Source organism: Streptomyces sp. NPDC003034, assembly GCF_053591375.1.
The window spans coordinates 160,036-184,126 of sequence record NZ_JBSFTS010000003.1 but is presented as its reverse complement, the minus strand read 5'-3'; the positions used below and the strand labels follow the sequence as shown (position 1 = coordinate 184,126).

The 24,091-nt window shown below is 71.6% G+C and carries 18 protein-coding genes and 4 pseudogenes; 8 read left to right on the top strand and 14 right to left on the bottom strand.

Annotated elements, in window-relative coordinates; all coding sequences use genetic code 11:
• Nucleotides 1-703: 703 nt before the first annotated feature.
• From ACWDX7_RS05335 to ACWDX7_RS05320, 4 genes and pseudogenes are all read right to left on the bottom strand, one after another.
• Nucleotides 704-1,170: pseudogene (locus ACWDX7_RS05335) on the bottom strand (integrase core domain-containing protein); the annotation flags it as partial.
• Nucleotides 1,171-1,919: 749 nt separating this feature from the next.
• Nucleotides 1,920-2,306, bottom strand: coding sequence for a VOC family protein (locus tag ACWDX7_RS05330; RefSeq protein ID WP_451488171.1), 387 nt, complete (start codon nt 2,304-2,306; stop codon nt 1,920-1,922).
• A 310-nt stretch (nt 2,307-2,616) separates the two neighbouring features.
• Nucleotides 2,617-3,800 (bottom strand): annotated as a pseudogene (locus ACWDX7_RS05325) (IS701 family transposase).
• Nucleotides 3,801-4,199: 399 nt separating this feature from the next.
• Complete coding sequence (locus ACWDX7_RS05320) at nt 4,200-4,718, bottom strand: MarR family transcriptional regulator (RefSeq protein ID WP_451488170.1); 519 nt, start codon at nt 4,716-4,718, stop codon at nt 4,200-4,202.
• A 62-nt stretch (nt 4,719-4,780) separates the two neighbouring features.
• Here ACWDX7_RS05320 and ACWDX7_RS05315 point away from each other — a divergent pair, with 62 nt between their 5' ends.
• Nucleotides 4,781-5,641: an alpha/beta fold hydrolase gene (locus tag ACWDX7_RS05315; protein WP_451488169.1), complete on the top strand. Its 861-nt coding sequence runs from the start codon at nt 4,781-4,783 to the stop codon at nt 5,639-5,641.
• A gap of 125 nt (nt 5,642-5,766) precedes the next feature.
• On the opposite strand, the pseudogene ACWDX7_RS05310 reads toward ACWDX7_RS05315, so the two are convergent.
• A pseudogene (locus tag ACWDX7_RS05310) lies at nt 5,767-5,987 on the bottom strand (IS481 family transposase); the annotation flags it as partial.
• A 282-nt stretch (nt 5,988-6,269) separates the two neighbouring features.
• Here ACWDX7_RS05310 and ACWDX7_RS05305 point away from each other — a divergent pair.
• The gene (locus ACWDX7_RS05305) at nt 6,270-8,138 is read left to right on the top strand and encodes an ABC transporter transmembrane domain-containing protein (RefSeq protein WP_451488168.1); all 1,869 of its coding nucleotides are present in this window, start codon (nt 6,270-6,272) and stop codon (nt 8,136-8,138) included.
• On the top strand, nt 8,135-9,916 hold the full coding sequence (locus ACWDX7_RS05300; RefSeq protein ID WP_451488167.1) for an ABC transporter ATP-binding protein: 1,782 nt from the start codon (nt 8,135-8,137) through the stop codon (nt 9,914-9,916). Before ACWDX7_RS05305 ends, ACWDX7_RS05300 begins: the two co-directional genes overlap by 4 nt.
• Before the next feature lie 109 nt (nt 9,917-10,025).
• On the opposite strand, the gene ACWDX7_RS05295 is transcribed toward ACWDX7_RS05300, so the two are convergent.
• A complete protein-coding gene (locus ACWDX7_RS05295; protein WP_451488166.1) occupies nt 10,026-10,817 on the bottom strand; it encodes a metal-dependent hydrolase in 792 nt (263 codons plus the stop codon).
• A 145-nt stretch (nt 10,818-10,962) separates the two neighbouring features.
• Between ACWDX7_RS05295 and ACWDX7_RS05290 the strand changes: the two genes are divergently transcribed.
• The 3 genes from ACWDX7_RS05290 to ACWDX7_RS05280 all read left to right on the top strand — a co-directional run bounded on the left by ACWDX7_RS05290 (nt 10,963) and on the right by ACWDX7_RS05280 (nt 15,043).
• Nucleotides 10,963-13,485, top strand: a complete 2,523-nt coding sequence (locus ACWDX7_RS05290) for a DEAD/DEAH box helicase (RefSeq protein ID WP_451488165.1) — start codon at nt 10,963-10,965, stop codon at nt 13,483-13,485.
• Between the two features lie 79 nt (nt 13,486-13,564).
• Nucleotides 13,565-14,455, top strand: coding sequence for an acyl-CoA thioesterase (locus tag ACWDX7_RS05285; RefSeq protein ID WP_451488164.1), 891 nt, complete (start codon nt 13,565-13,567; stop codon nt 14,453-14,455).
• Nucleotides 14,456-14,638: 183 nt separating this feature from the next.
• Complete coding sequence (locus tag ACWDX7_RS05280) at nt 14,639-15,043, top strand: YchJ family protein (protein WP_451488163.1); 405 nt, start codon at nt 14,639-14,641, stop codon at nt 15,041-15,043.
• Here ACWDX7_RS05280 and ACWDX7_RS05275 read toward each other — a convergent pair.
• Together ACWDX7_RS05275 and ACWDX7_RS05270 are read right to left on the bottom strand one after the other, a co-directional pair.
• Nucleotides 15,007-15,861 (bottom strand): DUF6397 family protein, encoded by an 855-nt coding sequence (locus ACWDX7_RS05275; RefSeq protein ID WP_451488162.1) that lies wholly within the window; start codon nt 15,859-15,861, stop codon nt 15,007-15,009. The two genes, ACWDX7_RS05280 and ACWDX7_RS05275, sit on opposite strands and share 37 nt — an antisense overlap.
• A 153-nt stretch (nt 15,862-16,014) precedes the next feature.
• Complete coding sequence (locus ACWDX7_RS05270; protein WP_451488161.1) at nt 16,015-16,413, bottom strand: roadblock/LC7 domain-containing protein; 399 nt, start codon at nt 16,411-16,413, stop codon at nt 16,015-16,017.
• A 109-nt stretch (nt 16,414-16,522) separates the two neighbouring features.
• Between ACWDX7_RS05270 and ACWDX7_RS05265 the strand changes: the two are divergent.
• Nucleotides 16,523-16,957: pseudogene (locus ACWDX7_RS05265) on the top strand (PPOX class F420-dependent oxidoreductase); the annotation flags it as partial.
• 33 nt (nt 16,958-16,990) lie between these two features.
• Here the strand turns inward: ACWDX7_RS05265 and ACWDX7_RS05260 are convergent.
• From ACWDX7_RS05260 to ACWDX7_RS05240, 5 genes are all read right to left on the bottom strand, one after another.
• Nucleotides 16,991-17,719: a GTP-binding protein gene (locus ACWDX7_RS05260; RefSeq protein ID WP_451488160.1), complete on the bottom strand. Its 729-nt coding sequence runs from the start codon at nt 17,717-17,719 to the stop codon at nt 16,991-16,993.
• Complete coding sequence (locus tag ACWDX7_RS05255; protein ID WP_451488159.1) at nt 17,719-18,099, bottom strand: DUF742 domain-containing protein; 381 nt, start codon at nt 18,097-18,099, stop codon at nt 17,719-17,721. Before ACWDX7_RS05255 ends, ACWDX7_RS05260 begins: the two co-directional genes overlap by 1 nt.
• A 15-nt stretch (nt 18,100-18,114) precedes the next feature.
• Entirely contained in the window at nt 18,115-18,603 is a 489-nt protein-coding gene (locus ACWDX7_RS05250) for a roadblock/LC7 domain-containing protein (RefSeq protein WP_451488158.1), read from the bottom strand.
• Nucleotides 18,600-21,260: a sensor histidine kinase gene (locus tag ACWDX7_RS05245; RefSeq protein ID WP_451488157.1), complete on the bottom strand. Its 2,661-nt coding sequence runs from the start codon at nt 21,258-21,260 to the stop codon at nt 18,600-18,602. Before ACWDX7_RS05245 ends, ACWDX7_RS05250 begins: the two co-directional genes overlap by 4 nt.
• A 147-nt stretch (nt 21,261-21,407) precedes the next feature.
• Complete coding sequence (locus tag ACWDX7_RS05240; RefSeq protein WP_451488156.1) at nt 21,408-22,295, bottom strand: MHYT domain-containing protein; 888 nt, start codon at nt 22,293-22,295, stop codon at nt 21,408-21,410.
• A 160-nt stretch (nt 22,296-22,455) separates the two neighbouring features.
• Between ACWDX7_RS05240 and ACWDX7_RS05235 the strand changes: the two genes are divergently transcribed.
• Nucleotides 22,456-23,055, top strand: coding sequence for a class I SAM-dependent methyltransferase (locus ACWDX7_RS05235; protein ID WP_451488155.1), 600 nt, complete (start codon nt 22,456-22,458; stop codon nt 23,053-23,055).
• A 73-nt stretch (nt 23,056-23,128) separates the two neighbouring features.
• On the opposite strand, the gene ACWDX7_RS05230 is transcribed toward ACWDX7_RS05235, so the two are convergent.
• Nucleotides 23,129-24,043 carry an oxygenase MpaB family protein gene (locus ACWDX7_RS05230; RefSeq protein WP_451488154.1) on the bottom strand — a complete coding sequence of 305 codons (915 nt, stop codon included), beginning with the start codon at nt 24,041-24,043 and terminating at the stop codon, nt 23,129-23,131.
• Between the last annotated feature and the right edge of the window lie 48 nt (nt 24,044-24,091).

Below are 24,091 nucleotides of genomic sequence, written 5' to 3'. Positions count from 1 at the left end.
CCGGATACGGCCGGCGCGGTGACGGCACTGTCACGCCTGGAGCACAACATATCCCGCTTGCGCAACTATTGCCATACGGCAAATATACGCGGGGTTTCCCGGGCGGGTGATGGGCCGGCGGCCGCTGAGGACCAGCACGGGCCCAGCGCGGGACCGGCTCGGACCAAGCCAAGCATGGCGCGCGGTGCGGTTCTCGTGCCGGGCCTCTGTCGATGGGCGCACGAACGACCACACCATCGGGCGAACCCCTCGGACCTCTCGTCGAGGGCCCGGACATGGTCGACGCCGGCGTTCACCACCAGAGACGGGGGGCACACGTTCCGCCTCGCACCGCAGCGAGTACCCCCGTGCGGCACCGGCAACCGGCTTCGGCCGTGTGGCGGCTGCGCGTGAAAAGTGAATCTTTCAGGTCGATGATGTGGTCATCTGGTGGTGGCTGGGCGCGTCGGCGGAAAACCAGGGGGCCTCACCCCTTGGCGGCCCACTGGAGAACCGTCTCTCCCGTCACGTTGTGACCAGGCGTGACGCGATCCGGACCGGCGCGGACACGGAGGCACTGCGAGGAGGGTCACCTACACCGCAGGGCCACGCCGACCAGGCGTACCGCTGGAGATCTTGAACGGGCGCTCTGCCGCGCGGTTGGAGCGCTACGGCCGGGAGGGCAGGACGACGACGGCGGCGGTCACATCCCTCGCTCGGCGAATCAGCCCACGCAGTGCACGGATCGGCGGCCTCCACTAGGTGTATGCCCTGGGAGGTTGGGGACGCCGCTGGCGGGTGGTTTGCCTGCGAGCGAAGTGTGTCCGCGGTGGTGATTGTAGGTATGCAGCCAGTCGGGGAACGCGTCGCGTCTTCCTTGCCCTGAGCGGTAGGGGCGGGCATAGGCACACTCCTCCAGCAGGGTGCGGTTCAGCCGTTCGACCTTGCCGTTCGTTGTGGCCGGTAGGGCCGGGTTCGATTATGGGCTTCTGCCAGTGCGTCCCGCCAGGTGTGGGACTTGTAGCAGGAGCCGTTGTCGGTGAGGGCGCGTTCGACGGTGATGCCGCAGGCGGTGACGTAGGCGTGGGCCCGGGCCCAGAAGCCTGTGGCGGTCTCCTTCTTCTCGTCCGCGTTGATCTCTGAGCAGGCGAGGCGGGAGTGGTCGTCGACGGCGGTGTGGATGTAGCTGTAGTCGGCGCCGGACTTCGTCTTGCGGCTGGCTTGGCGGCCGAGGGCCTGTGTTGACGCTGCATCGCACCATGTTTCCGGGACTGGTGCGCCTGTCAGGGCCTCTGTGATCGGTCTGGCATCGCCCAGTGATTCGCGAACAAACGCGGAAGGCGAGGGCGCCCCGGAGGTGCGCCCGGCGATGAGCCCAAAGGGCCCGCCAGGGCCCGCAAAGCGGCGGGCGGGCCGGCGTATGGCACCCTGGGCCACCCTCAGAAGCAAAGACCCGTACGGCAGTCCAGGACCCTGCTCCGCCCCGTCTACCGCCCTGTATCCGCCGCCTGTTGGCAGGAGATACCCCGAGAGCGGAACAGGCCCCGGAGGGGTCAGCAGCGCCCCGTACAGCGCACGATCGCGGCCAGCACCTCACGATCACCGTGGCGACGCCGGCCACCACCCTGTGGCCGCGATGGTGCTTCCGGAACCACTCGCTGGAACACCAGCCGCTCAACGGTCCCCACACCGGGAGGCTACCGACCTCAAGGAGAAGACCCGTAGTCAGCGGCCCATTCGGCCCTGCTCGTCAAACCGAAGCAGCACCCGCAGGAGACGCCACACCCCGACCATCACACCCAGCAGCGCGCCCCCACCAGCACGCCCTTCTCCGCTGAACCAGAGATGCCAAGGGCCAGGGCGAGAGTCAAAACGACGGTGAAGATCACCGCAGCCAGTTGGGCGTGGCTCTCCTTGAGCGAGGGCCACACACCACGGCCCTACGCCTGCTCCTTGTACACGGCTTCGATGTTGTTGCCGTCCGGGTCGTCAACGAACGCGCAATAGGCGCGGTACTCAGGCCAAAGCCGGGGTTCGTACCGAGACGTGCCACCAGCGGTCAGGGCAGCCTCATAGAAGCTGTCAACCGAGGCTCGGTCTCGTGCGGTGAACGCGATGTGTGCGCCCCGGGTCACCGTGGCGTCGCCCGCGGAGTACAGACCGAAAGAAGGAGTGTCCAGCTCCTCTTCCCAGAACTCCGCTCCGCCGTCAGCCGCTTCCCCGACAACACCGAGAGGCTTGAGCGCGGCAGTGTAGAAGCGGGTGCTCGCCTCAAGGTCCGAGGCGATGAAGGTGACGTGGTGGATGAAGGGCCATCGTTGTGTCATGACCGCGCAGTCTACGAGTGCCGACGTCAAAGCCTGGCACCGGGCTTGACGTAGCACCGCGTACGTCGACCCTGGCGGCGGCAAGGGCTCATACGCTGCATCCCGTCCCCACTACCTGGGAGAGCCACACCCAAATGAGATGACTTCTAATACTGCAACGGTGCTTGCCTTGACGGTTGGGCAGTTTCTGGTGGTGTGTGGCCGCGTCGTTTGTAGTGGCTGACGCGGGCTTGGAGCTGTCGTCTGCGGCGCCAGTGTGACCAGTGCAGGACGTGGTCGATGCTTGGGCAGGGCCGGGTGAGCCGGCTGATCAGGCGTCGGAGTTCGGGGAGGGTGAGGGGTATGAGCTGGGCGGATCCGTTTCTGCTTTCCCGGTATCCAGTGCGCGGGCCCGCAAGACGGTGAGGCAGGCGTGGGCGGCCATGGCCAAGGTCATGTGGCGGTGCCAGCCGTCGTAGCGGCGGACCTGGTAGTCGTCCAGGCCGCATTCCTGCTTCGCACTCTGGAAGCATTCCTCGACTGCCCACCGGCTTCCCGCGATGCGGATCAGCTCGTCGAGTGTGGTGTCGGCCGGGCAGTAGGCGATGTAGTAGGAGATCTCCTCGGGCCTGCGGACACTTCGGCGGGCGATCACCCAGTGCCGGCGGTCCCCGCGGTGCCAGGGCCGGACCTCGACCCTGGCCCAGTCGTAGATGCGCGGCCCGTGGGCGCCGTTGCCGCAGGAACGGCGCTTCCACTTCTGCCGGGGCAGTCTGGGAAACAGGTCGTGGACAGGGTGGTCGATGGCCCAGCGGTGACGACGGTGTCGTGCCGGGTGGTGGCCATGACGTGGAAGACATCCGTCCGCTCCAGTTCGGTCCGCCAGCCTTTGGAAAAGCCGTAGGCGGCGTCCGCGGTCACCCACCGGAACGGAATCTTCTCGGCGATCGCGCGGCGGACCATGGCCTTGGCCATGACCACCTTCGTCTCGAAGGCGACCGTGTCGTCGATGCCGGCGGCCCGGCACCGGTCGCGGTCATCGGTCCACGAGGTGGGCAGATAGAGGCGGCGGTCGATCAGGGTGCGGCCCCGGTTGCCGACGTAGGCGAGGAACACTCCGATCTGGGAGTTCTCCGTCCGCCCGGCGGTTCCCGAGTACTGGCGTTGGACGCCGGCCGAGCGGACACCCTTCTTCAGGAACCCGGTGTCGTCCACGATCAGCACCGCATCCGGATCGCCGAGATGCTCGACGACGTAGTCCCGCACGTCGTCCAGGACCTCGTCCGCGTCCCAGTCGATCCGGTTCAGAAGCCGGTGGATCCGGTCCGGACCCGTATGCCCGGCCTCCTCGGCCAGCGTCCAGCCGTTCTTCCGCTCCAGCGGAGCTATCAGCCCCTGCATATAGGCAAGAGCCGACTCCCGCGGCTCCGACCTGGCAAAACGGTGCACGAACCGCTCTTGCAGAACCTTCAGTTCACCAGCCCACGACCGGGCCTGAACAAGTTCCCCATCCATGACCTGACAAACGACCGACCTGCCCAACCGTCAAGGCAAGCACCGTTGCAGTACTAAGGGTCCAGCCAACATGAGCCTTGTCGCGGCGCCAATCACGCGACCTGATCAGCAATCAGAAGGCCGACAAACTGCAGGTCAAAGCCTCAAAACAGGACCACCTACGAGCTCACGCCGCCGACCATCCGCGCGGCTTGACAGAGCGCATGAGGAAGCGATGACAACGTTCGATGGCACAAGTAGTCCGATCAGGTTGACGGGCGCGCGAGTTGGCGCCGGTGGACATTTCCGATGCTCAGCAGCGGACCGGGGAGCGGCCGTCGCCGTGTCCGGGCGCTGCCCAGGGCATGCCGGGCCAGGAGGATCGCGCTCCTCAGCCCGCGGGGGGGCGGCTCGGGGGGGTTATCGGTCCTGTTCCGGGCTGAGCACGGCGTGAGCGGCTGTCAGGAAGCGTTTGACGGTGCCCCGTTCGGTGGGGCCGAAGGAGTCCAGCACGCCCAGCAGCCTGTCGATGACGGGGCCGAAGAACTCCTGGCCCAGACGGATCGCCTCCGGTTCGATGCGCAGCAGGACACGGCGCCGGTCGCGGTCGTCGCGGATGCGAGCCACGTGCCCGAGCCGCTCCAGCCGGTCGATCACGGCGGTGGTGCCGGCGGAGTTGAGGCCGAGGCGGGCGCCGAGCAGGCCGGCGGTGGCGGGCTCGCCGGCTCGGGCGGCGTCGAGGAGGCAGATCAGGGCCCGTACGTCGGTGTTGTGCATGCCGTTGCGGGCGGCGAACTCGGCCTGACGCAAGCCGAACTCGACGGTCACGGCGCGCAGCAGGTGCACCAGTCCCAGGGTGTCCGGCTCCCGCGGCCAGCGGCCGCTGCCGTCGGACCTGCCACGGCCGTCGTCCTGGTTGTCGTCCTGGTTGTCGCCCATATCGCCTCCGCCTAGGATCTCTCGCTGAGCAAGATTATCGCGTGGCGAGAGAATGGTTGACCATGTCCGTGTCCGTGCCCGGTTCCTTCCGTACCGCCTATGACGAGGTCCTCGAACGGTGGCCCGGGCCGGTCGAGCGCGCCGACCTGCCGACGCCCTACGGGGTCACCCGAGTCAACAGCTGCGGCGCGGTCACGGCGCCGCCGCTCGTCTTGCTGCCGGGCGGCGGGGCCACCTCCACGGTGTGGGGGGCCTGCGCCGCGGCCGGTCTCGCCCGCCGTCACCGGGTGCACGGCGTCGACCTGATGGGGGATCCGGGGTTCAGCGTGCCTCAGCCCGGGCGTCCGGTCCGCTCCGTCGACGACCTCGCCGGCTGGCTGGACGCGGTCCTCGACGGGATCGGTTCCGCGGGCCCCGGCGCGGGTCCAGTGCTGCTCGGCGGGCACTCGTACGGGGCCTGGATCGCCGCCCACTACGCAGCCCGGCGCCCGGAGCGGGTCGCCGGCCTTGTCCTGCTCGACCCGACCCGGGTCTTCACCGGCCTCCGCCCCGGCTACGTCCTGCGCGCGCTGCCGATGCTGGCGCGGCCCACCCCGGGACGGATCCGTTCCTTCCTCGCCTGGGAGACCGGCGGAGCCGCCCTCGACACGGCCTGGCTGCGGCTCCAGGAAGAGAGCGCCGGCTTCCCGGCCGTCCGCCCGGTCATCGGGCCGCTGCCGGACACGGCCCCGCTGCGGAAGCTGTCGGTGCGCGTGCTGCTGGCGGGGCGCGCCCGCTGCCACGACCCCGGCCGCGTCGCCCGGGCCGTCGCCGAGGTGCTTCCGGGAGCGTGGACCGAGGTCCTGCCGGGGGTCTCGCACCACGCGTTCCCGCTGGCCGCGGCCGACGGGATCGCCCGACGGCTGGACGCCGGGTCCGGCTAGCCGGCCGGCCCTGGCAAGACGGCGCCCGCGCGGTCAGCCCTTGCTCGAACAGCGCGTCGCTGACAGCCTCCTCGGAGCGGGGCGACCACGGTCTTGCCGTCCTCAGTGGTGAAGGGCAGGCGCACGTTGTCGGTGAGAACCCGTTGGATGCGGGTGATGCCGTGGGCGCGGAAGAACGCGGCGGCGCTGGTGAGGAGGCCCGCGCAGGTCGCGACCCTATCATCCGGGTGGATTTCGCTGTAGGCCAGGCGGGTGTGGTCGTCGATGGCGGAGTGGATGTAGTCGAAGCCCACGCCGGTCTCGGTGGCCGGTCGGCCTGGCGGCCCAGCACCTTGTGGCCGCCGCCGTGTCGACGCGCATCTGTCGGCCAATCGGATGTGCGAGGTGGGCATGAACCGTGCGACCGGCCGCGGCCACCACTCGGCTCTCCTCGAACTGGAGCGCGCCAGCCGACCGTGAGCGCCGCGTGAGCACCCGGCGCGCCCCCGGCATGACCAGGCGGTACGTCGTATGCCGCGCCCGCGAACCTCCTGCCGACGGGCCGCCGCCGACGGAAAATCGATTGCCCGGAGCTGGTCCGGAGGCGAACCTTGCACGGTTTGAACCACTCGACCACTCATGGGGCGTTATGCAGATCAGCGATCTCCCGTATCCGGACCCAGGGGTACCGGACGCTCGCTCCGGCCCTCGCCTCCTTGTGTGGCTCGGGCGCGGTCAACTCGGCGGACAGGCCAAAAGCCTGTGCTGGGGGTTGCTGCACCACTGCGGCATCGCCGGACTGCCCTTCGCTGTCGGCACCGGGATCGACGCGGTCGTGGACCGCGACGGCGGCCGGCTGCTCGGGGTCGGCGCACTGATCGTGCTGCTCGGCGTCGCCATCTCGCTCGGCGACGCCATGCTCCACCGGACCGCCGTCACCAACTGGATCACCGCCGCCGCCCGGGTACAGCAACTGCTCGCCCGCAAGACCGCCGAGCTGGGCTCCGCCCTGACCCGGCAGGTCGCCGCGGGCGAGGTCGTCGCCGTGTCCACGGCAGACGTCGAGAAGGTGGGATGGTTCGTGGAGGCGGTCTCCCGCTTCCTGGCCGCCGCCCTGGCCATCGTGCTCATCTGCGGGGGACTCGTCTTCTACGCGCCCGCCCTGGGAACCGTCGTGGCCATCGGCATGCCGGTGCTGGCGCTCGCCGCCCTGCCGCTGCTCCCCCGCGCCACGCGGCGCGCCGACATCCAGCGCGAGAAGGCCGGCAAGGCGACCGAGCTGGCCTCGGACACCGTCGCCGGCCTGCGGGTCCTGCGCGGCATCGGCGGTGAGGAGCTGTTCCTCAGTCGCTACCGCGAGGCTTCGCAGGCGGTCCGCGAGGCCGCTGTGCGCAGCGCCCGGATGTGGGCGCTGATCGCGGCGATCCAGGTGCTGTTGCCCGGCCTGCTGCTCATCACCGTCGTCTGGTACGGCTCCGCTCTCGTCCTCGACGGCCGGCTCGCGGTCGGTGAACTCGTCGCCGTCTTCAGCGCGGTCTCCCTGATGCTCTACCCGCTGCACAGCGTGCAGGAGATCGCCATGGCGTACTCCTTCTCGCGGCCCTCCGCCCAGCGGGCCGCCCGGGTGCTGTCGCTGACGCGGACCGACGCCGCGGCGCGTCCCGCCGGCACCGGGGCGGCTTCCGCGCCCGCTGCGGGCGGGGACCTGTACGACCCGCGGACCGGGCTGCTGGCCCCGGCGGGCCGGTTCACCGCCGTCGTGTGCGGGCACCCGGATCTGGCGGGCCGCCTCGCGGAACGCCTCGGCGGCCACGCCATGGACGCGGACACCGAGACCGGTCCCGGGCCCTCGGTGCTGCTGGGCGGGGTCGCGCTGGACGAGCTAGAACTCGACACCGCGCGCACCCTGGTCCTCGTACAGGACAAGGATCCGGTGCTGCTGTCGGGGACACTGCGCGAGCTGTTCGACGTACCGGCCTCCGGAGCGGTCGACCCGGGCGCGGCGCTGGAGGCGGCGCAGTGCGGGGACGTACTGGACGCGCTGGCGCAGGCGGCGCCCGACGGGGTGGACGACCCGATGGAGGCGCGGATCACCGAGCGCGGCCGGTCCTTGTCCGGTGGCCAGCGCCAGCGTCTGGCACTGGCCCGGTCGCTGCTCACGGATCCGGAGGTGCTGGTGCTGGACGAACCGACCTCGGCGGTCGACTCGCACACGGAGGCCCGGATCGCGGAGGGTGTGGCGGCCCTGCGCACCGGGCGCACCACGGTGGTGCTGGCCTCCTCGCCGCTGCTGCTGGACCGCGCCGACCGCGTGGTGTTCGTGCACGAGGGCACGGTGGCCGCGGTCGGTACGCACCGCGAACTGCTGCGGGCGGAGCCCCGCTACCGGGCGGTCGTCACTCGTGAGCCCGAGGAGGGCGCCGGAGGCGGCGACGGCGCCGCGGCGGACGGGAGTAGCGCAGGGCTGGAACTGACGGAGCTGACCGAAGCACTCACAGAGATCGAGGAATCCGCATGATCGGCGTGGCTCCGCCCCAGTACGATCCGGCGGCCCCGGCGTCGGCCACCACTTTGCCCGTGGGCACGTCCGCGACCGTACGGGGCTATGTGCGCGGCCTGTTCCGGCGCCACCGGCGGGCCTTCGTGGTGCTGGTGGCGGTCAACGCGGCCGCGGTGATCGCCTCCATGGTCGGCCCCTATCTGCTGGGCCGAATCGTGGACGACCTCGCGGCGGGGGCGCGCGAACTCCATCTGGGGCGCGTGGCCGTGCTGTTCGCGCTGGCGCTCGTCGTGCAGACGCTCTTCACCCGGCTGGTCCGGCTGCGCGGGGCGATGCTGGGTGAGGAGATGCTGGCCGATCTGCGCGAGGACTTCCTGGTGCGGTCGGTGGGGCTGCCGCCGGGAGTGCTGGAGCGGGCCGGTACGGGCGATCTGCTGTCGCGGATCACCACCGACATCGACCGGCTGGCCAATGCCATGCGGGAGGCCGTGCCGCAGCTGGCCATCGGCGTGGTCTGGGCGGGACTCCTCTTCGGCGCCCTCGCGGTGACGGCGCCGCCGCTGGCCCTGGCCGCGCTCGTCGCGCTGCCGGTGCTGGTGATCGGCTGCCGGTGGTACTTCCGGCGGGCGCCGTCGGCGTACCGCTCGGAGGCGGCCGGTTACGCGGCGGTCGCCGCCGCGCTCACCGAGACCGTGGACGCGGGCCGCACCATCGAGGCGCACCGCCTGGGGCGGGACCGGATCGCGCTCTCGGAGCGGCGGATCAAGGAATGGACGGGATGGGAGCGGTACACGCTCTTCCTGCGGACGGTCCTCTTCCCCGTCATCAACGTCACCTACGTGACCATCCTCGGGGCCGTTCTGATGGTCGGCGGCTACTGCGTACTGCGGGGCTGGATGTCGGTGGGGCAGCTGACGACGGGCGCGCTGCTGGCGCAGATGATGGTCGATCCGATCGGCCTGATCCTGCGCTGGTACGACGAACTGCAGATCGCCCAGGTCTCGCTGGGGCGCCTGGTGGGGGTACGGGAGATCGAACCGGACGCGGGGGATCCGAAGGTCTCGCCGCAGGGCCGGGGCGTGCGGGCGGACGAGGTGCGCTTCGGCTACCGGGAGGGCGTCGACGTCCTGCACCAGGTGTCGCTGTCCGTGCCGCCGGGCACCCGGATGGCACTGGTCGGCCCCTCGGGCGCGGGCAAGTCCACCCTGGGGCGGCTGCTGGCCGGCATCTACGCGCCCCGGACGGGCGCGGTCACCCTCGGCGGGGCGCGGCTGTCGCGGATGCCGGCGGAACGGGTGCGCGAGCACGTGGCCCTGGTGAACCAGGAGCACCACGTGTTCGTGGGTTCGCTGCGGGACAACCTCCGGCTGGCGCGGACGGACGCCGGGGACGCGGAGCTGTGGGCCGCGCTCGGCGCGGTTGACGCGGACGGCTGGGCCCGGGCCCTGGAAGCGGGCCTGGACACGGAGGTCGGTTCCGGCGGCACGGCGCTGACCCCGGCGCAGGCGCAGCAGATCGCGTTGGCCCGGCTGGTGCTCGCGGATCCGCACACGCTGGTGCTGGACGAGGCGACATCGCTCCTGGATCCGCGGGCCGCGCGTCATCTGGAGCGTTCGCTGGCACGGGTGCTGGACGGCCGGACCGTGATCGCGATCGCCCACCGGCTGCACACGGCGCATGACGCGGATGTGATCGCGGTGGTCGAGCACGGCCGGGTCAGCGAACTGGGCTCGCACGACGAGCTGGTCGCGGCCGGCGGCGCGTATGCGGCGCTGTGGCGTTCCTGGCACGGCTGACCGCCTCCGCCGACGGCTCGCTCCGGCTCCGGCCCCCGCCCCGCTGCTACGAGGGGGCGGGGGCCGGACGTACTCCCCGGGCGCCGCAGGGCGGCCCTGGGACATTGCCCTAGATGAAACCGAGGGCCGATGCGCCGCCGACCCCGCCGAGCAGCATGAACACCGGCATGAGGACCTTGAGCTCCACCCAGCTGCCGGCGCGGAAGCGCATCATCTTCGGCGGACCGATCGGGTACCAGCGCTTGCCGGCGATCGGGAGGGGCCACAGGATCGGGCAGCCGGAGACGGTCAGCGCGTCACCGATGTCGTGGACCAGGGCGCCGAGGAGGACCGGCAGGCCGAGCCAGAGGTACTCCTGGCCGGGGGCTGTGAAGAGCCAGCCGGAGCCGTTGCCGGGCTGGTCCAGTACGCCGGCCAGGATCCAGGCGCTCGTCGCACCGAGCAGCCAGACGAGGATGTCGCTGGACATCCGGGCGGCCCGCCACAGCAGACCTTCGACGGCCAGCACCAGGTGCACGAAGAGCAGGACGAGCACGCCCCAGCGGTCGGTGCTGACGGCGAGAGCGGAGGCGCCCGCTCCGATCAGTACGGCCCAGATCCAGGTGTGCGTCAGGGTGCGGTGGCCGCCGGTGCGCCGTGCGTCCTTCCTGGTGCGGGTGGCCTTGTAGACGCCGTAGGAGATCTTGTCGACCACCTCGCACAGGCCCCGCGAGAGGGGGCCGAAGGCGCGGGAGATCGTCGCCGACTTGTGGTCGAGGTCGGGAGCGAGCGCCGCACCCGCGCAGATCAGCGCGCCGACGACGAGGACCGGCCAGGGCATGGGGTGTCCGGCGGCCGCCGTCGCCGCGCCCACGCCCAGCCACGCCGCTGCGCCGGACAGTGAATGCGCCGGACCCATCATGGTCGTTCCCCGCCCCGGTGGTGATGTGCTCGGGCCCCGTCGACCGTGTCGTTCGGGCCTCATCGACGGCACAGCGTACAGTCGATGATCTTCATCCCGTCCTCCGGTTCCCTCATACGGGGGGAAGCCAGGCAAGATGGGGGGTGTGACCCTCATTGATCAGCTCCCGCCGAACGCCGACCCCGATGCACTCTTCGAGGCTTTCTCCTCGTGGGCGGAGGACCGGGGCATCACCCTGTACCCGGCGCAGGAGGAGGCGCTGATCGAGGTCGTCTCCGGTGCGAACGTGATCCTGTCCACCCCGACCGGTTCCGGCAAGAGCCTGGTGGCGGCGGGCGCGCACTTCACCGCCCTGGCTCAGGACAAGGTCACCTTCTACACCGCTCCGATCAAGGCGCTGGTGTCGGAGAAGTTCTTCGACCTGTGCAAGCTCTTCGGCACCGAGAACGTCGGCATGCTGACGGGCGACGCCTCCGTGAACGCGGACGCCCCCGTGATCTGCTGTACCGCCGAGGTGCTCGCCTCCATCGCCCTGCGCGACGGCAAGCACGCCGACATCGGCCAGGTCGTGATGGACGAGTTCCACTTCTATGCGGAGCCGGACCGCGGCTGGGCCTGGCAGATCCCGTTGTTGGAACTGCCGCAGGCGCAGTTCGTCCTCATGTCCGCGACCCTCGGCGACATGAAGCGGTTCGAGGAGGACCTGACCCGGCGCACCGGCCGCCCGACCACGGTCGTCCGCTCCGCGAGCCGGCCCGTCCCGCTGTCGTACGAGTACGTCACCACGCCGATCACTGACACGATCACGGAGCTGCTGGAAACCCGGCAGGCCCCCGTCTACATCGTGCACTTCACCCAGGCCCAGGCGGTCGAGCGGGCGCAGTCGCTCATGAGCATCAACATGTGCACCCGCGAGGAGAAGGACAAGATCGCCGATCTCATCGGCAACTTCCGCTTCACCACGAAGTTCGGTCAGAACCTCTCCCGCTACGTCCGGCACGGCATCGGCGTGCACCACGCCGGAATGCTGCCCAAGTACCGGCGCCTGGTCGAGAAGCTGGCACAGGCCGGCCTCCTCAAGGTCATCTGCGGTACGGACACCCTCGGTGTCGGTGTCAACGTCCCGATCCGCACGGTGCTGTTCACGGCGCTCACCAAGTACGACGGCACCCGCGTCCGCACGCTGCGCGCGCGGGAGTTCCACCAGATCGCGGGGCGGGCCGGCCGGGCCGGATTCGACACGGCGGGCTATGTGGTGGCTCAGGCGCCGGAGCACGTGATCGAGAACGAGAAGGCGCTCGCGAAGGCCGGCGACGACCCGAAGAAGCGCCGCAAGGTGGTGCGCAAGAAGGCCCCCGAGGGCTTCGTCGCATGGTCGGACATCACCTTCGAGAAGCTCATCGCCGCGGACCCGGAGCCGCTCACCTCGCGCTTCAAGGTCACCAACATCATGCTGCTGTCGGTCATCGCCCGGCCGGGCGATGCCTTCAAGGCGATGCGCCACCTCCTGGAGGACAACCACGAGCCGCGCAAGTCCCAGTTGCGGCACATCCGCCGGGCCATCGCGATCTACCGCTCGCTGCTGGACGGCGGTGTGGTCGAGCGGCTCGACACCCCGGACGCGGAGGGCCGCACCATCCGGCTCACCGTCGACCTCCAGCAGGACTTCGCGCTCAACCAGCCGCTGTCCACCTTCGCACTGGCCTCCTTCGACCTCCTGGACCCCGAGTCCCCGTCCTACGCGCTGGACATGGTGTCGGTCGTCGAGTCCACGCTGGACGACCCGCGTCAGATCCTGGCCGCCCAGCAGAACAAGGAACGCGGCATCGCCGTGGGCGCGATGAAGGCCGACGGAATCGAGTACGAGGAGCGGATGGAGCGGCTCCAGGACGTCACCTATCCCAAGCCGCTGGAGGAACTGCTCCTCCACGCCTACGACGTCTACGCCAAGAGCCACCCCTGGGTGCGCGACCACCCCGTCTCCCCGAAGTCGATCATCCGCGACATGTACGAACGCGCGATGACCTTCACCGAGTTCACCTCCTTCTACGAGCTGGCCCGCACCGAGGGCATCGTGCTGCGCTATCTGGCCGGGGCGTACAAGGCGCTGGACCACACCATCCCCGACGACCTCAAGTCCGAGGACCTCCAGGACCTCATCGCCTGGCTCGGGGAACTGGTCCGCCAGGTGGACTCCAGCCTGCTGGACGAGTGGGAGCAGCTGGCGAACCCGGAGGTGGAGACGGCGGAAGAGGCTCAGGAGAAGGCCGACCAGGTCAAGCCGGTGACCGCGAACTCCCGTGCCTTCCGCGTCCTGGTCCGCAACGCCATGTTCCGCCGCGTGGAGCTGGCCGCGCTCGACCACGTCAACGTCCTCGGCGAGCTGGACGCCGAGTCCGGCTGGGACGCCGACGCCTGGGGCGAGGCCATGGACGGTTACTGGGACGAGTACGACGACCTGAACACCGGCCCCGACGCCCGCGGCCCGAAGCTGCTGCAGATCGAGGAGGACCCGGCGCACGGCCTGTGGCGCGTCCGGCAGACCTTCGCCGACCCCAACGGGGACCATGGCTGGGGCATCAGCGCCGAGGTCGACCTCGCGGCCTCCGACGAGGAGGGCCGGGCGGTCGTACGCGTCACCTCCGTCGGCGAGCTCGGCGCCCTCTGACCGGCCCCCGTATCCCGCCGGCTCAGCCGGCCCCGGCATCACGCCGCTTCCGCCCGGACCTGACAGTGGAGAACCTCTGATGACGAACCCCGCCGAGAGACTGGTCGATCTGCTCGACCTGGAGCAGATCGAGGTCAACATCTTCCGGGGCGCCAGCCCGCAGGAGTCGCTCCAGCGCGTCTTCGGCGGCCAGGTGGCCGGCCAGGCGCTGGTCGCCGCGGGCCGCACGACGGAGAGTGACCGTCCCGTCCACTCGTTGCACGCGTACTTCTTGCGCCCCGGCATCCCCGGGGTGCCGATCGTGTACCAGGTGGAGCGGGTGCGCGACGGGCGGTCCTTCACCACGCGCCGGGTCACCGCGGTCCAACAGGGCAAGACGATCTTCAATCTCACCGCCTCCTTCCATCACCCGGAGGAGGGCAGCATCGAACACCAGCTGCCTCCTCGCCTCGATTTCCCGCACCCGGACTCGCTCCCGAAGGTCGTGGACGAGATCCGCGAGCACCTCGGCGCCCTGCCGGAGGCGCTGGAGCGGATGGCCCGCCGCCAGCCCTTCGACATCCGGTACGTGGACCGGCTCCGCTGGACTCCCGAGGAGCTCAAGGACGCCGATCCCCGCAGTGCGGTGTGGATGCGCGCGGTCGGCCCGCTGGGCGACGACCCGCTCGTGCACACCTGCGCCCTCACCTACGCCAGTGACATGACCCTCCTCGACGCTGTGCGCATCCCCGTGGAGCCCTTGTGGGGCATGCGCGGCTTCGACATGGCCTCGCTGGACCATGCCATGTGGTTCCACCGGCCGTTCCGGGCGGACGAGTGGTTCCTGTACGACCAGGAGTCCCCCATCGCTCACGGCGGCCGGGGTCTGGCCCGCGGCCGCATCTACGACCTGGAAGGCAGGCTGCTGGTCTCGGTGGTCCAGGAAGGCCTCTTCCGGCCGTACCCCGCACCGCCGTCCCCTCCGGTGTAGGCCCCCTGTCCACACGTCGGAGCCGTCCGTGGTCGCAGCCCGTCCGAGCGGTCCCGCCCGTCCGATCCGTCCGGGCGATCCGGCCCGCCGGACTCGTCCGAGCCGTCCGATCCGTCCGATCCGTCCGGCCGTCTGAAACCGGCTGGCCCGTCCGATCCGTTCCCCCAGGAGCTGAGTACTTCCGTGTCCACCCCGGCCGCCGTCCCCTGCCCCTGCGGGCTGCCCGCCACCTACCCGGAGTGCTGCGGCCGCTTCCACTCCGGGGCTCATCAGGCCCCCACCGCCGAGCGGCTCATGCGCTCGCGGTTCAGCGCCTTCGCCGTCGGCGACACCGCCTACCTGCTGCGCTCCTGGCACCCCTCGACCCGTCCCGGCCGGCTCGACCTGGATCCCGGGCAGCGCTGGGAGCGGCTGGAGATCCTGCGCACCGAGCGCGGCGGGCTGTTCGACACGGAGGGCTCGGTGGAGTTCCGGGCGCACTACCGCGAGGGCCGGCACACCGGCTCACTGCGTGAGCACAGCGCCTTCTCCCGGGAGAGCGGGGCCTGGTTCTACATCGGCCCCCTCTCCCCCGTCGACTTCGACTGACCGCGCGCCCCGGTCAACGCGAACTCCAGGCTCGTGCGGTACCAGTGGACCTCTTCCGGCAACTCCGCCCGCAGCAGCCGCAGTGCCACGGCCGCGGACGCCGGCACTTGGGGGTGCCCGTACGGCGGGGGCGGGGCGAGCGCGGCCAGGAGGATTCTCTCGGCTGGATCCGGCACCAACTCCCGGACCTCCTCCTCCGGAAGTACGGCGGCCAGTACGGCCGCCCGCTCCCAGGGGCCCGCGGACCGTCCGAGCAGGAGCCCGACATGCCGCGCCCGCCATTTCCGCGGCCGCAGGTCCGTCCTGGCCGCCAGCAGCTCCCGGTCCGCCGGGGGTGCGGCCCCCCGCAGCATCCCCGGCTCCCGCGCGGCGAACTCCCGTAGCTCCGCGGCCAGATAGAGCCACACCACCGCCCGGTACCGGTTGATCCGGTAGCCGACCGGGATGACGTGACCGCAGCGCGCCAGCCGGGTGAACCGGCTCGGGCCGATCCCGAGCACCTCCGCTCCCGCCTCGGCTCCGGCCACGGTCTCGACCCGCTCGCGCAGCGCCTCCGGCCAGGCGGCATCCGGCCGGCCCTCGGCCGCCCTGACCCGCTCCAGCTCCGCCCGCGTGTATCGCGCGGCGCCGCCGGCCGCCGACGGACCGGCGCGCACGATCCCCAGCTGAACCGCCCGCGCGAACTCGCTCCGGCTCAGCCCCAGTTCCCCGGCGGCCTGCACCCCGCCCAGCAGTCCACCCGCGTCCGCGCCATCCTCTGCGGTGCTGCGCGCGGCCACGGCGGCCTCGTCACGCGACACCATCTCCACCTGCGACATCACGGTCTCCCCCCACCAGCAACCGAATTATTACCGTCTGTGACAACAGTAACTCAGCGCAACATTGCCGTGGAAGGCCTGTGGATAACTTTCAGCAGCGCCAGCACCACTAGCTGCGACGAGCAGCCGCCTCCTGTCCGCGCCTGCGGTGGGTCAGCCTCCCGTGATGCGCCGCTCCGCCACCCCCAGGTGCTCCCCCACCCGGTTGACCAGCAGCGTCATCTCGTATGCGACCTGACCGATGTCGGCTTCGGCACCGCTCAGCACGCACAGGCAGCTGCCGGGGCCCGCCGCCATCACGAAGAGGACTCCCTCGTCGTACTCGACCATGGTCTGCCGGACCTCGCCCGCCCTGAAGTGCCGCCCCGACCCCTTGGCCAGGCTCTGCAGACCGGCCGCGACGGCTGCCAGGTGCTCCGCGTCCTCCCGCGCCAGCCCCGCGCTCGCCCCCGTCACCAAACCGTCATTGGACAGCACCACCGCATGCCGCACCTGCTGGACCCTGCGCGTCAGATCGTCCAGCAACCAGTCGAGTTGCTTGTCAAGTGCCATTGCCAGCCCCTCCCCGTCGACGCGGCGGACGTGGCCGCGCCCCACCCGCCCGCTCCGTAGTTCCGCAAGCCTTCCCCAGCGGTCCCTCTCCGGCAAGGAGGATGTCTCCATGGCGAAGAAGATGACTCAAGAGGAATGGCGGGCATTCGTCTCCTCCTGCACGCGCACCGGGAAGCTCTCCACCGTCCGCGAGGACGGAAGCCCGCACATCGCGCCGGTCTGGTTCGTACTCGACGGCGACTCCTTCGTCTGCACCACCGGCAGGGACACGGTCAAGGGGCGGAACCTGGCCCGCGACGGCCGAGTCGCCCTCTGCGTGGACGAAGAGCGGCCGCCGTTCTCCTATGTCGTCCTCCAAGGCCGTGCGGAGATCGGCGAGTACACCGAGCACAGGGAGGAGATGCTCGCCTGGGCCATGAGGATCGCCGTCCGTTACATGGGTGAGGCGGGCGCCGAGGCCTTCGGGCGCCGCAACGCGGTCCCCCGTGAGGTCCTCGTACGGGTGCCGATCGACAAGGTGATCTCGGCGGCCGGCGTGGCCGACGGAGGCCGCCGCGTACGGGCCGGCCCTGCCCCTTCACGCAGAACCGGCCTGTGGCCCCACCGAGTCCAGCAGCCGGGCGGTGTGGACCCGGCCGGCGTACTCCACCAGTCTGATCAGCACTTCCTTCCCCGAATCCTTGTCCCGCGCGTCGCACAGGACTACGGGCGTGCCCTGGTCCAGGTCGAGCGCCCGCGATACGTCGGGCGCGCCGAACCGCCGGGCGTCCGTGAAACAGTTGACGGCCACGACGAAGGGGATGCGCCGGTGTTCGAAGTAGTCCACCGCCGGGAAGCAGTCCTCCAGCCGCCGCGTGTCGGCGAGCACGACCGCGCCGAGCGCCCCCTGCGACAACTCGTCCCACAGGAACCAGAAGCGGTCCTGGCCCGGCGTCCCGAACAAGTACAGCGACAGCCCGGACCGGATCGTGATCCGCCCGAAGTCCATGGCCACGGTCGTGGTCGACTTCCGCTCCACCCCGCCGGTGTCGTCGACCAGTTCACCGGCCTCGCTCAGCAATTCCTCCGTACGCAGCGGACGGATCTCGCTCACCGCACCCACCAGTGTGGTCTTGCCGGCCCCGAAGCCGCCCGCCACAAGGATCTTCAAGGCGAGCCCGGCCGATTCGCCGTCGTCCTCGGACCCGGGCTCGGACCCGGACCCGGACCCGGACCCAAGCTCGGACTCGGGGTCGATGTGCGCGTGCGCGTCCGCGTCCGCGTCCGTGTCGGTCGCCGGCTGAGGCCCGCTGTCGTCTCGTCCCATCACAGCGCTCGCAATCCCTCGATGACTTCCCGCAGAATCCGCCCGCCCGGCAGCCGGGCGGGCGGTACCGGCCTGCTGACCTTGACGTGCCCGCCCTCCAGCAGATCCCCGAGCAGCACCCGCACCACCCCCACGGGCAGGCCGGCGTCGGCCGCCAGCTCCGCCACGGACTGCGTCCGCGACCGGCAGAGCCCGAGCAACGCCCGGTGTTCGGGGCCGAGCAGCGATTCGGCCGCCTCGTCGGCGCCTTCCGGGAGGACGACGACCAGGGCGATCAGGTCGAAGGCCACCCCGTGGGGTCCCGGTTCCGTACGCCCGCTGGTCATGGCGTACGGACGGACGAGCGGGCCTGCGTCGGCGTCGTACCAGTGGCCGTGCATGTTCCGGACCGCCCCTCAGCCGGCGCTCGGCGGCCGCGCCGCGAACCGGGGCGGGGTGTGCAGGTGCTCCCCGACCCGCTTCACCAGCCGGGCCATCTCGTAGGCGACCAGCCCGACATCGGCTTCGGCGGCGCTGAGCACGGCGAGGCAGGAACCGTCCCCGGCGGCCCCGACGAAGAGGAAGCCCTTGTCCATCTCCACCATCGTCTGGCGCACGCCGCCCGTGTGGAAGTGGCGGCCCGTGCCCTTGGCCAGGCTGTGGAAGCCGGAGGCCACCGCGGCCAGGTGCTCGGCGTCCTCACGGCTGAGCCCGGTGGAGGCTCCGACCACCAGCCCGTCGTTGGAGAGCACCACGGCGTGCCGCACTTCGCGGACCCGGAGCACCAGATCGTCCAGCAGCCAGTCCAGCCCGCCGGACCCGCCGATGCCACCGAGGCGGTCGACGCCAGCGAGGCGGTCGGGGCCGTCGGCACCGTCGAGGCCGGTTCTGCCGTGTTCGGTCATGCTCTTTCTCCTTCTTTGCCTGCCTGACGGGAGGTCTCCTGGACGCCGCGGACCCAGCCGGCCCGGTAGGCCGCCATCCGGGCCCGTGCCTGCTCCGGGCTGCGGCCCGGCCGCTCCTCGGGCGGGCGCACGCCGGCCGCAGGCTTGGCCACCGGGGCCTCACGCAGCTGAGGGACGAGACTGGCCTGGCGTACCCGGCGCGGCAGTTCGGTCACCGTGGCAGCGACGGGGGCGGCCTGCACCGTCCCCCCGGCGACCGCCGCCGCGTGCGTACGGGTGCCCCCGCCGCCAGGACCGCGCGGCCGGAGCGGCGCCACCGGCGCGGGGCGCGGTCCCTGTGGTACGGGAGTCCCGTCCCGGGCCGGGATGCCGCGCGCGGCGCCCCGTACGGCCTGGGCCCCCGCGTCCTCCCGTACCGCCGCTTCCCGCAGGTCCTCCCGTACGGCGCTCACCGCGGAAGGCGGGGGCGGCGCCGGGGCAGGGCCGTGGGTGGTGGCCGCCGCCCCGGCTTCCTCCGTACCGGGCTCGGCGCCAGCCGTCATCCCGCTCTGGAGCAACGGCTTCGGCAGCAGCACCACGGCGGTGGTGCCACCGTACGGCGACGTGCGCAGGTGCACCTTCACACCGTGGCGGGCGGACAGGCGGCTGACGACGAAGAGCCCGAGCCGGTCACTGTCGAAGAGGTCGAGCGCCTCGCACTGCTGGATGCGCCGGTTCGCCTCGCTGAGGGATGCGCGGCCCATGCCCAGCCCTCGGTCCTCGACCTCCAGGACGTATCCGGCGCCGACCGGCTCGCCGCTGACGCGGACCTTGGTGTGCGGCGGGGAGAACTGGGTGGCGTTTTCGATCAGTTCGGCCAGCAGGTGCGTGAGATCGGCGACGGCGCCGCCGATGACCCCCGCCTCGCCGAGCCTGCTCACCTCCACGCGCTGGTAGTCCTCGATCTCGGAGACGGCTGCGCGGACGACGTCCGTGAGCGGGACCGGCATCCGCCAGGCCCGGCCCGGGGCGGCGCCCGACAGGATGATCAGACTTTCGGCGTGCCGGCGCATCCGGGTGGTGAGGTGGTCGAGCCGGAAGAGGTCGCCCAGTTCGTCGGGGTCGTCCGCGCGCCGTTCCATCGAGTCGAGCAGTGTCAACTGCTTGTGCACCAGTACCTGACTGCGACGGGCGAGGTTGACGAAGACCCCGGACACCCCGCTGGCCAGCTCGGCCCGCTCGACCGCGGCACTGAGCGCGGCCCGGTGGACGGTGGCGAGCGCCTCGCCGACCTCGGTGATCTCGTCATCGGCCGGGGGCCCGGGCGGCGTCTCGGCGGCGACGTCGATGTCCTGGCCGGCGCGCAGCCGGTCCATGGCCTGCGGGAGCGTGCGGCGGGCGATCTCCAGGGCCCGGTTGCGCAAGGAGACGAGTTCCACGACCAGGGCGCGCCCGATGCGCACGGAGATGAGGAGCGAGGCGGCGACGGCGGCCAGGCCCAGGAGTACGGCGGCTCCCGCCGGGCTGAGAGCTCCCTCGGTGAACGGATCCGCGCGCTCGGCGGCCGCCGCGTGCGCGGCCTCGTCGATCTCCCGCATCGAGGCGGCGACGCTCGTACAGGCGGCATCCCAACCGGCGGCATCCCAACCGGCAGCGTCCCAACCGGCAGCGTCCCAGCCGGCGGGCGCTCCGTGGGGCTCCTGAGCGGCGCCGGCGGCCAGCACCCGGTCCTCGGCGGCGGTCAGTTCGGCGTAGGCGCCGCTCTCGGCGACGGCCTGCCAGGCGGCGCGCTGGGCGGGGGCGAGGTCACGGGCGGCGACGGCCGTGAGGGCGCGGCGGGTCTCGATGGTGCCGCTCAGCCGGCGAAGCGTTTCGGCGGTGCGCGGGCCCGGTGCAGCGAGCAGCGCGTTCTCGCGGGCGAGGAACTCCTGAGCGCGGGCGAACTCGTCCAGGACCCGGGCGTCGGAGCCCAGTTCGGCACCTTGGCCGCCGGAGAGGGCGCCGCCGACGGCGAGGGCCGCGTCGATGGCCCCGGTGTAGACCTCGTAGACGGCGTCCGCGGTGGCCCGGCGGCCGGTGATGTCCTCACGGCTGGCGGCGAGCGCCTCGGCGGCGGCGACGAACACGCCCAGCCGGAGCACCACGTCGGAGCCGTAGTCGCCGGTGTCGGCGACCGTGTGCCGGTCGCCGAGCCGCAGCCGCTGCACGGCGGCGTCGGTGCGGCGGGCCTGCGCGTCCAGGGCCGCCCCCCGGTCGGCGGCGGGGCTGGCGAGGAGCCGGACGGCGGCGCGCCGTTCCGCTTGGAGCTCGGTGACGGCGGCGGCTACGGGCGTACGGATCTGCGTGTCAGCCCGCTGGACGCGGCTCAGGCGGGCGATGTCCTGGGCGGTGCTGACCGTGGCGAAGGCCCAGAGCGCGAGCAGTGAGACGACCGGGACCATCAGCAGCGCGACGATCTTCGCGCGCACGGTACCGAGGCGCAGCCGCGGCCGTCGCCCCGGCAGGGCAGCGGCAACGGAGGGCGGGGCAGCGGCGGCGGACGAGTCGGCGCCGGCGGGGGCGGCGTGCTGTGCCACCGGTTCCGCGGCCGGCGGACCGGCGTGGGCCCGGCGGCCGCGCGCCGGGGGCGCGGGCAGTCCCGGCGCCGTTGCTTCCGGTTTCCTGCGGGGTGTGCGCATGGGCTCCTCGATCTGGGGCGGTACGTACGGGTGCGGTGCTCGGTCGCGGGCCGGACGGCGGCCACGTACGCGGCTGGGTGCTGTGGACGGCGGCCGGGCGGGGCAGCTGTACGGGGGCCGCGGCCGGGCTCGCCCCCGCCGGCCGGCTCAGTGCGCCGCGGCGGCCCGCTCCGCCGGCGGCTGCACGGAAGCGGAAGCAAGAGCGGAAGCGGGAGCCAAATCGAAACCGGAGCCAGAACCAGAAGCAGAAGCAGAACCGGAACCAGAAGCAGAACCGGAACCAAAGGCCGAAGCAGAAGCCGATGCGGCGCGCTCGTCGGCGGTCGGGGAGAGCGCGACGAAGGCGGAGGTGATGAAGAGGTAGGAGCCGAGTCCGACGGCGAGCGGGAAGACGAACTGCATGGCTGCGGCGCCGGGCAGGGCCGCGTCGGACGGGGAGACGCTGACCGCGACGGCCGCCATCCCGGTGTAGTGCATGCTGCTGACGGCGGCGCCCATGACCAGCGAGGCGACCGCGACGGCGACCGGTGACTTGATGTTGAGGGCCGCCCAGAGGGCCGCGGTGGCGGCGACCACGGCGATGGCGAGGGAGAGTCCGACGGTCAGCGGCTCATAGCTCACGTCACCGTGCAGCCGGAGGGCCGCCATGCCGAGGTAGTGCATGCTGGCGACCCCGAGGCCGGTGGTGAGGCCGCCGAGTACGAGGGCGCGGCGGCGGTCTTCGCCGTAGCCCACGGCGAAGACCCCGGCTCCGGTGACCAGCATCGCGACGAGCAGGCTGAGGACGGTCAGCGGCACGTCGTAGTGGACGGCGGTTCCGGTGACGTGGAAGCCGAGCATCGCGACGAAGTGCATCGTCCAGATGCCGGTGCCGATGGCGGAGGCCGCGGTGAGGAGCCAGTTGCGGCGGGAGGGTCCGGTGGCGGCGAGCGCGCGGACGGTGCAGCGCAGCCCGAGGGCGGCGCCGATGCATGCCATCACGTATGACAGTGCGGGTGTCAGCCAGCCGTAGGCGGCGTGGTCCAGGTGTCCCATGGCCACCGGACGCTAGTCCGGGTGAGGGCGCGAACAAGGGGAGCATTTCGAAAGCCGCTGGAACTGCTGGAATATGACAGACATGCGTTCATCTTCGATCGCAGCGCGTATCACCTTGCACACGGAACGCAGGCGTGCGGGCATGGGGGATCATGACTGTATGAGCGAAGACCACACACACGTGCAGGAGTTCTTCGGGGCCCGCGCCGCCGACTGGGACACCAAGTTCCCGCAGGACGCGCCCGCCTTCAAAGCCGCCGTGGCGGATGTCGGGCTCCGGCCCGGGGATCGCGTGCTCGACGCCGGCTGCGGCACCGGGCGGGCGCTCACCGCGCTGCGGGCGGCCGTCGGCCCCTCCGGGATGGTGCTGGGCGTGGACCTCACCCCGCAGATGCTGGCCGCCGCGCGGGAGGCCGGGCGGGGCGCCGAGGGCACGCTGCTGCTCGCGGACGTGGCCCGGTTGCCGCTGCGCGATGAGGTCCTGGACGCGGTCTTCGCCGCCGGGCTCATCGCCCATCTGCCCGACCCGGCGGCGAACCTGCGCGAACTGGCACGGGTGGTGCGCCCCGGCGGCCGGCTCGCGCTCTTCCATCCGATCGGCCGGGCGGCGCTCGCCGCACGCCACGGGCGCGAGCTGACTCCCGAGGACCTGCGGGCCGAGCCCAACCTCCGCCCGCTGCTGTCGGCTTCGGGCTGGGAGATGACCTCGTACGCCGACGAGGACACCCGCTTCCTGGCGCTCGCGGTACGTCACCCGTGACCGCCCGCCGTATCCCCATGACCATGCGCCTGTACGTCGGCACCGCGGCCGGCGTGCGCGGACCGGGCCCGGATCACGCCGGAGGCTGGGCCTCGGCTCCGGCGGGCCGGCGGGGATGCGGCACGGGGCAGCCGCCCGTGCCGGGCATGGGGAACGTGCCGAGCTCACCCACGTCATAGCCGCCGGGGTAGCTCTTGATCTCCCGGTTCTGGCGCGCGTAGTGCGGGGCGCCGCGCGGGGGCAGCAGCCGCACCGCGCGGCCGCGCAGCCGCAGGGCTCCCCGGACCAGCCGCCGGACCGCGGGGCGCGGGGGCTCGTACCGGAAGGCGCTCAACAGCGGCTCGTCGAGCAGGGCGAGGCTCGCGCCGCGGACGGCCGGGGCGAGCGGCGCCGGGTACCAGGAGGCCATCAGGTCGAGGGTCGAGTCGGCGACCTTGCGGCCGCCCTCGTCCCAGCCGAAGTGCGCCTCTTCGTAGGCGTTCAAAGTGGCTTCGAACTCCTCGTAGGAGCCCGGGACGTCCTTGATGCCCATGTGCCGGCCGAGGGTGGCGTAGTAGTTCGCGCAGGCCCGGCGTTCGTGGTGCGTCAGCGGGCGCCAGCCGTAGGCGTCGAGCCAGCGCGCCGGAATCACCACGAAGGTGCACAGGACATAGCGCATCTCCTCCTGGGAGATGTCGTAGCTGCGGTGCATCTGGTTGACGCGGCGGATCGCGGTGCGGGCGGTGTCGCTCTCGAAGCCGTGCTCCACGATCGCGTCCAGGAGCAGCGCAGTGTCGTCGTAGCGCTTCTGGCCGCGGTCGGTGAACTCGGCGGTCTCGGCCAGGAGGCGGCCGATGCCGGGGACGGCGTACGTGCGGAAGAGGGCGAGCTCCAGGGCGCGGGTGAAGTCCCAGGGGAACTCGTAGGTGGCGGTGAGCCGGTAGATGGCCAGGAAGTCCTTGTCGGGGTCCAAACGGAGGATCTCCCTCAGCCGGTCGTATCGCTGCACCCGGTGTCCCTTTCGGTGGCGGGTACCCAACTCTACGTGCAGGTAGTG